Source organism: Streptomyces sp. NPDC054887 (assembly GCF_053610585.1).
The window spans coordinates 16951-28657 of the sequence record NZ_JBSGYQ010000054.1; the positions used below are offsets into that span (position 1 = coordinate 16951).

10 protein-coding genes are annotated in these 11707 nt (G+C 67.4%); 1 reads left to right on the forward strand and 9 read right to left on the reverse strand.

Features of this window, described 5'->3' with window-relative positions:
• Nucleotides 1–26: 26 nt before the first annotated feature.
• From ACWGH0_RS26125 to cas3, 8 genes are all read right to left on the reverse strand, one after another.
• Complete coding sequence (locus ACWGH0_RS26125) at nt 27–1502, reverse strand: SAVED domain-containing protein (protein ID WP_453406679.1); 1476 nt, start codon at nt 1500–1502, stop codon at nt 27–29.
• The gene (locus ACWGH0_RS26130; protein WP_453406680.1) at nt 1402–2037 is read right to left on the reverse strand and encodes a Mov34/MPN/PAD-1 family protein; all 636 of its coding nucleotides are present in this window, start codon (nt 2035–2037) and stop codon (nt 1402–1404) included. The genes ACWGH0_RS26125 and ACWGH0_RS26130 overlap by 101 nt, the downstream gene beginning before the upstream one ends.
• Nucleotides 2034–3311 carry a HesA/MoeB/ThiF family protein gene (locus ACWGH0_RS26135; protein ID WP_453406681.1) on the reverse strand — a complete coding sequence of 426 codons (1278 nt, stop codon included), beginning with the start codon at nt 3309–3311 and terminating at the stop codon, nt 2034–2036. The genes ACWGH0_RS26130 and ACWGH0_RS26135 overlap by 4 nt, the downstream gene beginning before the upstream one ends.
• Nucleotides 3305–3922: a hypothetical protein gene (locus tag ACWGH0_RS26140; protein ID WP_453406682.1), complete on the reverse strand. Its 618-nt coding sequence runs from the start codon at nt 3920–3922 to the stop codon at nt 3305–3307. Before ACWGH0_RS26140 ends, ACWGH0_RS26135 begins: the two co-directional genes overlap by 7 nt.
• Nucleotides 3919–4908: a hypothetical protein gene (locus tag ACWGH0_RS26145; RefSeq protein WP_453406683.1), complete on the reverse strand. Its 990-nt coding sequence runs from the start codon at nt 4906–4908 to the stop codon at nt 3919–3921. The genes ACWGH0_RS26140 and ACWGH0_RS26145 overlap by 4 nt, the downstream gene beginning before the upstream one ends.
• 356 nt (nt 4909–5264) lie before the next feature.
• Complete coding sequence (locus tag ACWGH0_RS26150; protein ID WP_453406684.1) at nt 5265–5921, reverse strand: hypothetical protein; 657 nt, start codon at nt 5919–5921, stop codon at nt 5265–5267.
• A complete protein-coding gene (locus tag ACWGH0_RS26155; RefSeq protein ID WP_453406685.1) occupies nt 5918–6628 on the reverse strand; it encodes a hypothetical protein in 711 nt (236 codons plus the stop codon). Before ACWGH0_RS26155 ends, ACWGH0_RS26150 begins: the two co-directional genes overlap by 4 nt.
• A gap of 551 nt (nt 6629–7179) precedes the next feature.
• Nucleotides 7180–9528: a CRISPR-associated helicase Cas3' gene (cas3, locus tag ACWGH0_RS26160; RefSeq protein ID WP_453406705.1), complete on the reverse strand. Its 2349-nt coding sequence runs from the start codon at nt 9526–9528 to the stop codon at nt 7180–7182.
• Between the two features lie 577 nt (nt 9529–10105).
• Here cas3 and ACWGH0_RS26165 point away from each other — a divergent pair.
• A complete protein-coding gene (locus tag ACWGH0_RS26165; protein WP_453406686.1) occupies nt 10106–10498 on the forward strand; it encodes a hypothetical protein in 393 nt (130 codons plus the stop codon).
• A gap of 550 nt (nt 10499–11048) precedes the next feature.
• Here the strand turns inward: ACWGH0_RS26165 and cas5 are convergent.
• Complete coding sequence (cas5, locus tag ACWGH0_RS26170; protein WP_453406687.1) at nt 11049–11705, reverse strand: CRISPR-associated protein Cas5; 657 nt, start codon at nt 11703–11705, stop codon at nt 11049–11051.
• Nucleotides 11706–11707: the final 2 nt, after the last annotated feature.

Sequence of the window (11707 nt, forward strand, 5' to 3'; positions counted from 1 at the left end):
CCGGGTGCTCGCGGTGGCCGTGGTGTTCAGGCTTGAACGAAGAAGGCCGGCTCGTACACCTGGGCCGTGCTGACGTCTTCGTACACCACGGTGGGGCGCAGTCGGTTCCAGCGGTGGCCGAGCAGGAGGGCGAGTCCCATGGGACAGGCGAGGAAGAGGTGGATCTGGTTGGTGGTGCGGGCAGGTCGGCGCAGGGCGTCACGGATGCCGACGGCCAGTGCGTTGGCGGCGGGGCTGTCGAGAACCGAGCGGTCCTTGGGCCCGGCGGGTGGTGTGAGAATGAGGAGTCTGGATGCCGGGATGTTCTGTTTTTCGACGTACTCGAGGACGTCCTGGGTGAAGTCTTGCGCCTTGACCGTGACGTTGATGCCGACGGCGAGGTCCTCGCCCTGACCGATGTCGTACTCCTTGATGACGGGGTCGCATTCGGCGTCGTAGGTGTCGCGGGTGGACCACAGGTCTCCGCGCTGGAGGACGGCGACGTCGGCTCCGGTGACCATGCGGAAGGCCGTACCGGTCAGGAACGCGGGGGCGAGGCGGAGGCTTCCCGACACGGAGATGTCGGTGCGGCCGGGCAGGCGGGCAGGGGCCGCCTCGATGTCGTCCTGGAGCTGTGCCCAGGTGGCGGGTGCGAGCGGGCGGCGTTTGGTGTACTCGGAGTCGGTTTCGAACCGGTCGATCCAGTTAATGGTGTGGTCGGCTTCGGCGGTGAGCGGGTCTGGCTTGAGGGTGGCGATCGACAGGATCGCGTGAGCGGGTCCCGTCTTGAGGTTGAGGCCGTCGACGGCTGCTTTGACCATGTCGAGGGTGAGGGTGCGGTGGCCATTGCGGACCTGCTGGGCGACCCAGTTGGCGCCTTCGTCGGCCGCGTGGCTGTCGTTGCGCAGACCGCAGACGGCCATCAGGAGCTGCAGTTGCTCGTGTACGTGGGTCAGCTCTCGGGACAAGTCGAAGCGCAGGCGTGAGAGGAGATCGTGGAGTTCGGTCTCGCTCAGGCCTGCGTTTTGGGCCCAGCGGGTTCGTGCCTGGCCGGTCTTCGAGCGTGCGGTGCCGTCGGCGGCCTTGGGCAGGAGCAGCTGGGTGCGGGCGTCCCGCACAGCGATGAGGGAGTCGTAGGGGTCGGGGGCCCGGTTGGTGACTATCGCGAGGTCGACGTCGATGCCCTCGGCGGTAAGGGTGCGCCAGGTTTTGGCGATCTTCTTCAGGATCGACGGGCCGCCGGTGGGGCTCGGTTTGGTCAGGTACTCCTCGTTGACGGGTGTGGCGCTGCTGACGGTGTACTTGACCTGGGTGTATGTGTGGGGCGGGTTGCGGCGCAGCAGGACGACGTCGTCGAGGTTGCCGGCGTCGTCGGCTTCGACGCCGACAGAGATGACGGGGTTGGCGGCGTGGATGGCGTTCTCACGCAGGAGGGTGAGACAGCCGGCCCAGGCGATGAGCCACTGGTAGTGGTCGCCGGTGATCCTGACGCTGGTGGGGCTCGGCGGGGGCAGAGGTTCCATGGGCGCACTCCGGGGTGAGGGGCGTGTGGCGCTGCTGTGGTTGAGTCGCGCTGTCTTGCAGCTGAGGCTGCGGCGGGCCGTGTACGGCAACCTGGGTGATCGTGTTGTTGTGGCAGGTCCAGGCGGTCATGTCCCAGTGCGGTGCTCGCCGGCCGAGGATGACGGCGATGAAGCTGTGGAAGGTGAGGTCGGGGTCGTTGAGGAGTTGGCGGTAGGTGGCTGCGTCGCGGGCGCTGGGGACGGGTCGGCTGGTGGGGTGGGTGTGCCATTCACCGATCCAGACGCTGTGGTCCTGGTCGTAGGCCTGGTCGGCCAGGGTCTGGGCGTAGGCCAGGTCGCGGAGAAAGTAGGTGGGAGTTTGAACCGCGTCGGGTCCGGGGGTTCCAGCGTGCCGGACGGTCACCGTGTCGTGAACGTGGTGTCCCAGCAGGATGCCGCCGGTCTCCCTGCTGTTGTCGGCGATCCTGAGCTCGTCGGTGATGACACGGACGGCCTCTTCGGTGAGGTGTAGGGCGGTGACGGGGCGCGGGGTCATGGGGTTTCGCAGGTGGGGCATCCGGGGTGTGGTGGTGTGGCGGAGAGCCATCGGATCTCGCCGGTTCGGCTCAGGTCAAAGGGCGGTGCGCAGTCGGGCTGCCGGCGCAGGCTGATCAGGCCGTGTTCGCCGGGCAGGCGCTGGTCGGGGTGGCCGTGGCGCTCGAGAAGGGTGGCGACGGCGGTCTTGGCTGCGAGGTGGGCGACGAGATGGAGGTCGGGGCCGACCGCAGTCATCGGGCGGTGTCGGGTGCCGGTGCCGTATCCGGCATCAAGTGCGGGTTCAGGATCGATGCCGCCACGCTCGGCGAGCGTCTGACGCCGGCAGGTGAGGCATCCGTGCTGGGGCCAGGGCCTCAGCCGCAGGACCTCGCCCAGGGCACCGTCCTGCAGGACGCAGGCCATGACAGCGGGGATGCCGGCACGGCGGGCGAGGTGTCCGGTGACACGGCGGGCTGCGACACCGTCTGCAGTGCAGACGACAAGGTCGCTTTCCTGGAGCAGCGGTCTGATCCGGTCGGCGTCGTCGATGACGTCGAGGACCAGAGGGACGACCGTGGTGTCGGGGCGCAGGGAGGTCAGTTCTTCGGCGAGGGCTATGGCTTTGCGCCGGCCGACGTGACGGCGGCCGGTGGTGTGGCGTACGAGGTTGTGCCAGGAAAGCCGGTCGGGGTCGACCAGGGTGAGATGTCCGATGCCGTAGCCGGCCAGAGCGTGAGCGGCGGCGGATCCGAGGCTGCCGGTGCCGACGAGCGTGACGCGTGCTGCTTGAAGGGCCCTGACGGGCCAGTGGTCCTGGATCTGGCCGATGCCGATGGTCGGCGGCTCGACGAGGGAGCCGAGGGGGTATGCGCCGTCGCGTCCGATGCGCCAGGCAACGATGTCGGACACCTCGTGCTCGGGAAAGCATTCCTTCGCATCCGGTGCGTAGGTCAGGGCGAGGTACGGATTGGGGCCGGGGTTCTTGTATCCGCTGGTGAGGTGCTCTTGGAACATGGACGGGGGTATGCCCGTGCCGAGTCTGCCGCTCAGTTGGCGCCAGTAGAGATGGAGCACGGGAGCTACGCGGTACCAGCAGCCGGACAGGTGAACGTCGCCGCTGGCCGCGAGCAGGGCCGGGCCCGGTGAGGCGTCGACGGGGAGGATCACGCGGTCGGGGCCGGAGATTCCACGGATGACGGTCAGATCCTCATGGTTGCCGCGCAAGGTCATCAGCCCCCAGGGGCCGGCCTGGCGGATGGTGGCTGCGGCGCCATGGGGGACGAGGATCAGCATGAAGGCTCCTTCCCGGTGTCTTGCTGGTCCCGTGCCGTATCAGGCGGAGTCGCCAGGCTGCTGTGGGTGGACTCCTTGGCGGGAGGGCGGGTGAGGAAGTGGTCGAAGCGGTCGTCCTCGACGATGCCGCGGTCGGTCATCTGCATGATGGCCCCGTGCTTCATCAGCGCGTACTCCACTTTCCATGCCGCGGCCTTCAGGAGCAGGTCGACCGGGGACTGTCGGCCGGTCCATAGCGAGTCGGCACGCAGGAGGCACAGGGTGCGGTCGCCGTTGACATGCCAGCGTGACTGCGTCCACTCGGCCGGCTCGGGAACCGGGTCAAGAGGGAAGATGTGCGGCGGCACCATGGGATAGGCCTGCCGGTAGACCATGAGGACGTGGAGCCCCGTGGGTCCTGTCCAGTCAGTGAGGTGCGCGGGCTGGGGCCGGTCGAACGGCCACAGCGGCAGGATGCCGTGCCAGCTCCCGGCACCTTCAGCGTTATAGACGAGGTCGGGGAAGGCGGCGGTGATCTCGCGCTGGTCCCGTTCGAAACGGCGTGGCTCGGCGGCCCACCACGTGAGGGGGGCTGGCTGGGCGGGCGTGTGCGGACCGGTCGTGGCCGTCATCCCTGAGGTGCGTCCTTGATCGGCCGGGGGGCGATGAGGGCGGGCGCGCCGGTGATCAGGGCCGGGGCTCCGGTGATAGGTCTTGCGGGCTTTGGCGGGGCGGGGAAGGAATCGCCCAGGAGCTCCTGCCACAGGCGGAGAGCCTGATCGGTGTGACCGGCCGCAGCGGCGGCGCAGGCCCGGTCGGCGAGCTCGGCGGCTTCGGCGAGCGCGGTCTGCAGACCGTCGTAGTCGAGGTCAGGCTGGATCTCACCGCACAGGCCGGCCGGGTCCTTCACGCCCTCGTTGACGCGTGCTGCCGCGGCGGTGAAGAAGGTACGCAGTGCGCTGGGGCGGTTGCCGGACGTGGGCATGCAGTCGAGAGCGAGGACTTCGATAACGAGTGACTTGACCCGTCCTGTGACCGCAAGGTCGTGACGCCACTGCTTCAGGACGCGGACCAGTGGGCGAAAGTGCTCCCAGTCCCGCTGCCGGTCAGCCACGAGGTCGATCAGGTGCTCAGGGTCGGCGGGCACCCAGGTCTGGGTGAGCTTCTCGGGGATGAGAAGGGCGCCATCGGCCTGCCGGAGGGCCGGCATCACGTCGACGGTGAACGCGTTCTCGTCGTCGGGGTCGTCGAGAAAACACTTGACCGCATGGTTCCTCGGCAGTGCCAGCCGGACTTCGTTGCCGTGGCTGCCGTTGGTCTTGCCCAACAGCCGGTTGACCTGGCTGCGGGCGTGATCCAGGGCATGCTCGGCGCTGAGGCCGGCGGTGCCCCAGCCGGGGTGCTGGGAGGCGTCGTAGACGGCGATGACGTCGACGTCGTTGATGGGCTTGAGCTGGGTGCTGCGGCGCAGCGAGCCCGAGCCGAACGCCTCGGTGACGTCGGACTCGCTGCCCAGCGCCTTCTTGAACAGGTCGCGTCGATCCCGGGCGAGCCTGGTCTGGTCGATGTCCTCATTGATGCTCTTCTGGAAGTCGTCGAACGCCTCGTCGATCCGCATCGTGCCTCCTCGATCTTGCGCGTTCAGCCCTGATCCCACACCGAGCTCGGCCGCCTGGTGGGGCAGGCTTCGTCCGCGTTCGGGAGGCATTAGGCCGCTCCCGTTCAGCGTAGGCGTCGCCACTGACAACGCCCCCAAGAAGGGATGAGCCCCGCTTCAAAGGGCAGCAAGGAACCGCAAGCGAGCGGGTGTCGACGTACGCCTCAACGTGGCCAGTGAGGTACATAGATACGTCCCCAACCGGTAGATGGGGAGTGAGCCTGGCAAGAAACCTGCCACGAGTCGATCACGAGGTCTGAGTCGTCCGGCTCCAGCACACGGTTCATAGATGAAGGGCCTGGGGCCGTGCGACGGCCCTATCGTTCAGTGCCCTGCGCCTCTATGCGCGGTGCTGTGCCGCCGGTTCGGGACACACCGAGGTACTGCTCCAGAGCCTGCTTGACCACTTCGTACGGTGAGCAGTCCTGCCGATCTGCTTCAGCACGCAGCCACTCCTCAAGCTCAGCTGGGAGGTACTTAGAGCGGTTGGCCAGATTTTCGAGCTTGGTCACCCAGCGGCAGTTATCTGGGCTGTAGCCGCGGTCATTGTCCTTGCGGTCGATCTCCTTGCCGTCGGCGTAGCCGTTGGCAATGGCCCAGGCGCGGAAGGCTGCGAAGTTCTGCCATTCGTCGCAGACGGTGATGCCGCGGCCGATGTAGCGGTGGGCGCTGCGGGTGTTGGGGCTGGAGCAGCGAAAGCGCATACCGGTCCAGATTCCATAGAGCCGTGATGCATGCTGGCCGTGTGTAGTCGTCCGCTCGCGCCCCAGGCAGCCGCAGCTCTTCGTCCGGCCACTGCGCAGGTTACCCAGGCGCACTTCCTTGGTGGTCTCGTCGTTGCACGCGCACTTCACCAAAACGAAGCTGGCGCGGGTTCCGGACCTTGTCTTGCGTACGCCCAGCAACTCGACGACGGTCAGCCGCTCGTACACATCGCCCACCCGCGTCGGCGGCTGCGCGGCGGTTGCACTCATGAGGTGCCACCGGCGGGACGGCCGCTGGCGCGCGCAGCCAGAAGGGCGCGTCGGATCACGGTGTAGGTGTCTGTGCCGTCCGCTGCCGCGCGCTCCTCAAGGGCTGCGTGTAAGGGCTCGGGAAGATAGCGGCTGCGATTCATCAGGTTTTCCAGGTCCGTCACCCACCGACAGTTGTCTGGACTGTAGCCGCGGTCGTTGTTGATCCGGTCGATGGCGAGCCCTTCGGCGTAGCCGTTTGCCTGGGCCCACACGGCGAAGGCGAGGAAGTTGTGCCACTCGGCGCAGACCGTGATGCCGCGTCCGCCGTACCGGGGGTACTTTTCGGACTTCGGATTCGAGCACCGCTCGCGCATGTTGGTCCACACGGAGTGGAGACGGGTGCGGGACTGGCCATGGAAGCGGTAGCGCTTGTAGTGCTGGACCTGGCCGTTCCAGACGCGCGTGACCGTGATGCGTTCCTCGGGGTCGACGTCGACGCCGGCGTAGCAGTAGCCGCATGGAGTGACGGCTCGGCGTTCCAGGTCGTCCTCGCGCACATCCGATTCTCGGGCGCAGTTCCGGCAGCGTAGCGGCACGAAGTATCGGTTGCGGGCCGAGAGCTGGCCGCTGCGGCCAGGTACCTGCTTGGCGAACGAGGGTCCGGTGACACTGTAGATGCCGAGCTCGGTGCCGGTCGGCAGGTCTTCTCGTTTCCGGGCAGGCACAGGGTGTTCCTTCCAGACGTGCAGGCAAGCTGCATCATGCCGTGAGCCACTGACAGCAGGAGCAACACGCAGCGGGTCGGCTGCCTGGCCTCTCAAAGACGGGAAATGACGAGCCATCATGGTGTCGTAGGGGCATCGCAGCGTGATGGGGGGTGCGTCCCACTCTGCACCCCCTGTCTCGGGGCTGGCTGTCTACCGGTTGGCCTTCTCTGTACAGGTGAGGACGTTCGCTCGTACCGGGCAGGGGGAAACCGCGTACGCCGGCACGTGGCCGTGGACGGGGTTCGGATGCCGGCTGGGCATCCGGGGGTCCGGTAGCACGGCCACCTTGGGGTGCCCTGCACCCTCAGACCGACTACGAACGATCCGAAACTCCACGAACGCCACGGCCACGGAGGCAGCCGCTCGGCCGGACCAGCTCAACCCAAACCGCACACCAAACTGACCAGTCCGGGCCAGACCACACGCCTGTGATCACAAACACCGCTCCTGGACAGCGCCGCCCTCGCCGACCTCGGGCTGGAGTGGGCGGAGGAGATGGGCCCGGCACTTCAGGCTACTTCCCCCGTCCGATACACGGCACCTGGATCGTGCACCTTCATGAGCCCGTGCTCGCGGGTGTATCCGCCGTCGATCAGGTACACCTTCAAGTCCCGGTCGTATCGGGCCTTCGGGGCGGCGGATGCGGGGAGGGGGATGAGGTAGTCCCCGGCGAGGAGCCGTCCGGCCCGGCCGGACGCTTGGTCGAGCGCCTTGGCGTAGGCGGTGCGGTCCTCGGCGAGCACGGCCTCAGTCCCGTCAAAGAGTTCGTCGAACCTCTCGGCCAGGGCGTCTCGCGAGTCGAAGGGGTACGAGAAATCGAGGAACGTGCTGGCGAACTCGTTGCGGAAGTAGAGCACTCCGTCCCGCCACGTCTGGCCCCACGGGGTGGCGTAGATGGTGTTCAGCCACCCCGTGATCTCGTTCTCGTCGACCTCCTTCCCGTCATGGGCGGTGAGGATGCGCCACGCGGATTCGGTGGGGGCCTGGGGATAGATGCCGTCAGCGAACCACTGACCGGGGTCATTGCGGCGCGGCGTGTACTGGGGGCCGTGAATGATCACGTCGGCTGGAGGGCGAGCGGCTACCCGGTTCGCGCGGCCGAACCGCTGGGCGAGCGCTTCGAGGTCGGCGGCCGCGGTGAACAGGACGTCGAAATCAACGTCCATGCTGACCTCGAGTACCTGCGTGGAGATGACCAGGCCGGGCAGCCGGGTACCGGCGCGGGTGCGGTCGACGCCGTACCTGCCAGTGATGTGCTGCTCGATGAGCGTGCGGTCCCCTCGCTTGTACCGAGAATGCAGCATGCTCGCCGCGTCGGGACCGTACAAGGCGCGGGCGATGGGGGCGAGCTGGGTGTAGAGCTGCTGTGCGTGCTTGATGTTGTTGGCGATGGCGAGGACGGATTCACCGGCCTGTAGCCGGTCGCGGATCTCGGCGACGGCTGCCGGTGCAGTGATGTGGTGCTCGCGGGTACGGATCCGGTGCCGCGGGGGCGGGTTGCTGTCGGCGTCGCCCGTGCGCGTCACCGGTCCGGTAAGGGTGTCGGCGATGAGCTCGGCGAGTGCGTCCGGCAGCGTGGCCGACAAGACAGCGAAGCGGCCGCCGAGCCGCTCCAGCAGGCCCATCATGGCGAGGATGTAGCCGAGGCGCTTGGTGTCGTAGGCGTGCAGCTCGTCCATGATGAAAACCGAGTTCGCCGCGTCCAGCAGCAGCGAGGCATGAGACGGCCCGACGAGCGAGGCGCGTAGGAGCTGGTACGGGGTGGTGATCCTGACCGTCTCCCGGAACAGCCGGGTTGCCGCCTCCCGGGCCACCGCCTTACGCGCCGCCGTCACCCGCTCCTCGTCGCCGTCCTCCGGGCACGAAGCGTTCGCCAGGTGGTAGGCGGCCGCTCGCCCGTGGGCGACGCCGACCAAGTCCATGCTGCCCAGCTCCTTCGCGGTACGGTCGGCGTTCGTGTTGATGCTCGCCAGGTACGGCAGTGTGTAGAACACCCGCGGCACGCCCATGCCCGCGGTCGCCATGGCGGCCGTCTGGGTACAGGCCCACAGCCAGGATGCTTCGGTCTTTCCGCTGCCGGTCCTCGATCTGAGCAACAGATGCCCGTCCACGTCGGCGGCCCGCTGCTGGTGCGGGCGCAGCTCGAAGCCCTTCGCCCGGATGCCCTGCTCCAGCCCGTCCGCGAACGCAGGCCCCATCGGCTGAGTCAAGACCAGCGGGGCATACGCCGAGGACAGGTGATCGGCCATCGTGACGGCGCCCTGCAGCAGCACCGCGGCCAGGCCCTCACCGTCCGCGGCCGGGTACTCCCACCGGTCGAGCAATGCGCCCAGCTCCGCATGCGCTTGGCCGACCCAGTCCTCGCCGGCACTCATCGGCTTCACTGGAAGCCCGGCCCGCTCAGCCGTCTCGTACAGCCACACGGCCAGCGCCTCGGCCGTAGCCGTGTCGACCGGATCGAACCTGGCCCGCCACTCCCGCAACGGAGCCAACCCGTACAGAGCAGCAAGCGAACGCGGCGAGTTCGTCAACGGCCGATGATGCGTCGCAACCCCCACCGCCACCCACCCGCGCAGCACCTCATCCGCCACCAGCCCCAGGAACCCGAGGCTCAGCACCTCATGCCGCTCCCCCCACACCGGGCCACCCGTAAGCATCCGCTGGAAACCGTCCGGGATCTTCCCCGCATCATGCAGAAGATCCGCTAACCGCACCGCCGACCAGAATCCCGGCACCACCTCGGCCGTCGCGGCTATCCGGCCCGTACGCACCTCGACCAATCCGGCCGTGTCCAGCGCCGCAGTTAGATGCGCCGTCAAACGTTCCGGCGCCCGGCCACCCCGGGCACTCTTCGCCATAACCTCGTAAAGCACAGTTTCCCTCCCTCTACCTGCTGGTTGTGAGCCCTTCGGGGGTTATGACGACCTGCGCGTAGTCCGCCTCGCCGACCCGGCGTTCTTGTTGTGATCCCTTCTGGGGCGATGACGACTGCCGTCGAGGTCGAAGCGATGCTCGAGGTACGAGTTGCGATCCCTTCTGGGGCGATGACGACGGGCTTCTTTACGTGGTCCGCAGGATGGCCCGGCAGTGTTGCGATCCCTTCTGGGGTGATGACGACTCTCGCCGCCGACCCCTTCCAACTCTCCGCAATCGAGTTGCGATCCCTTTTGGGGTGATGACGACCCTCCGCACCCTGGAGACGTGGCACGTCACGCAGCTGTTGCGATCCCCTGTGGGGCGATGACGACCACCCTGGTGGTGCCGCCGTTCCTGGCGGAGATGCTGTTGCGATCCCTTCTGGGGTGATGACGACTCTCGCCGCCGACCCCTTCCAACTCTCCGCAATCGAGTTGCGATCCCTTTTGGGGTGATGACGACAGGCCACACCGGCTACCTCATGCGGCTCTACAACGTGTTGTGATCCCTACTGGGGAGATGACGGCGGACCTGGAGCAGCAGGCGCAGGGCTTCGTAACGTTGTTGCGATCCCCTCTGGGTGATCACGACGCCCGCGTCACCGTCGCGACTGAGCAGGAACCCGGTTGCGATCCAATCTGGGGTGATGACGGCTACGCCGCCGACCAGCTCGTCAGCAGCGGCTACATGTTGCGATCCCTATATGGGGCCATGACGACCACCCTTCTTCACCAGCTTGTTCACCGTGGACGGATGTTGCGACCCCCTTCTGGGGCGATGACGACGCCGGACCCCGAGGACACGCACTGCTCCCACCCGGGGTTGCGATCCCTTTTTGGGGTGATGATGACCCTGCGTCTGCTGCTTCACCCGCGTCACGAGCTGATGTTGCGATCCCTTCTGGGGCGATGACGACGCAGTGCCACGCGATCGTCTGGGCCGTCGCCCAGTAGTTGTGATCCCCTCTGGGGCGATGACCACCTCCGCCGCCCGTGGATCCGCGAAGCCGCCTGACGCCGTTGTAATCCCTTCTGGGGCGATGACGACGAGCAGGGGCCGACCGGCCCGGCCGGGCAGTCGTGGTTGCGATCCCTGCTGAGGCGATGACGACTCGTCTGCTGGTGCTGCGTCCGTAGACTCCGCCATGTGTTGTGACCCCTTTCTGGGGCGATGACGACTGGCACTGGTCACGGGAACCGCCGCGGACCATGTAGTTGCTATCCCTTTCTGGGGGGATGACGACGGGACGGTTGAGGGCACCACCACCGCGTCGCGCACGTTGTTGCGATCCCTTCGGGGCGATGACGACGCCGGTCGAGGCCATCACCCTGTTCCTCTCCAGCATGTCGCGATCCCTCCTGGGGCGATGACGACCGACGGTGAAGCCCCTGGTGGGGGCGTGTCCGCGGGCCTGGCGGGTGCTCGTCATTGCAGCGGTGCGGCGGTCGTGCAACGTCCCTGATCAGGGGCTTGATGTTGTAGCGGGGTGGGTGTGTGGCAGGAGAGTGATGGCTTGCCCGTCGGGTGTGCTGTGGCTGTCGGGGACGATGGCGGTGGCGGTGCCGGTAGAGTCGTGCCGGTACGCGCCCCATACGGTTCGGCCTCTGTCCAGACGGATCGCGGTGGGTAGGCGTAGTGCGGTTCCGGCGGCACGGGCGTGGTCGGGGATGATGGCGCCTCGCTGCTCGCCAGCACTCTCCTCAAGGTCGACCATGTCGAGGCTGATGCCTATGAGGTCTTGGCTGCGGCCGAGGCGTAGGGGCCAGACGGGGCGGCGCAGGATGGTGTGCCAGCGCTCGGGGTCGTCGCTGATCCAGACCGTCAGGGTAGTGAAGGCCAGAAATTCGCGATCTTTGGGCAGGGGTGTGGTGGGCCTGCCTCTGGCGTCGAGCGGGTGGTAGGTCTCCAGGTCGATGCCGGTCCCGCGGGCGTGGAATGCGGCAGCGAACTGGAAGGTTGCGGGTACGTGTTGCCAGCCTCCGGCGGCGGCGGCGAGCATGCCGCCGATGGTGGACGGCGGGGGGCACGGTAGGCCGACTTGTACGCCGGAGTAGAGCGGGTTACGGAAGCTGGCGACGGGGGCCGTGATGGTGGCCTGCAGTGAGGGCACCGTGCTCATGC

Excerpts from the sequence above, each read along its gene's own strand:
- ACWGH0_RS26125 (WP_453406679.1), bottom strand. The coding sequence starts at position 1,502 with ATGGAACCTCTGCCCCCGCCGAGCCCCACCAGCGTCAGGATCACCGGC.
- ACWGH0_RS26150 (WP_453406684.1), bottom strand. The coding sequence starts at position 5,921 with ATGAGTGCAACCGCCGCGCAGCCGCCGACGCGGGTGGGCGATGTGTAC.
- ACWGH0_RS26165 (WP_453406686.1), top strand. The coding sequence starts at position 10,106 with ATGACGGCGGACCTGGAGCAGCAGGCGCAGGGCTTCGTAACGTTGTTG.
- ACWGH0_RS26140 (WP_453406682.1), bottom strand. The coding sequence starts at position 3,922 with ATGACGGCCACGACCGGTCCGCACACGCCCGCCCAGCCAGCCCCCCTC.
- ACWGH0_RS26135 (WP_453406681.1), bottom strand. The coding sequence starts at position 3,311 with ATGCTGATCCTCGTCCCCCATGGCGCCGCAGCCACCATCCGCCAGGCC.
- cas5 (WP_453406687.1), bottom strand. The coding sequence starts at position 11,705 with ATGAGCACGGTGCCCTCACTGCAGGCCACCATCACGGCCCCCGTCGCC.
- cas3 (WP_453406705.1), bottom strand. The coding sequence starts at position 9,528 with ATGGCGAAGAGTGCCCGGGGTGGCCGGGCGCCGGAACGTTTGACGGCG.
- ACWGH0_RS26145 (WP_453406683.1), bottom strand. The coding sequence starts at position 4,908 with ATGCGGATCGACGAGGCGTTCGACGACTTCCAGAAGAGCATCAATGAG.
- ACWGH0_RS26130 (WP_453406680.1), bottom strand. The coding sequence starts at position 2,037 with ATGACCCCGCGCCCCGTCACCGCCCTACACCTCACCGAAGAGGCCGTC.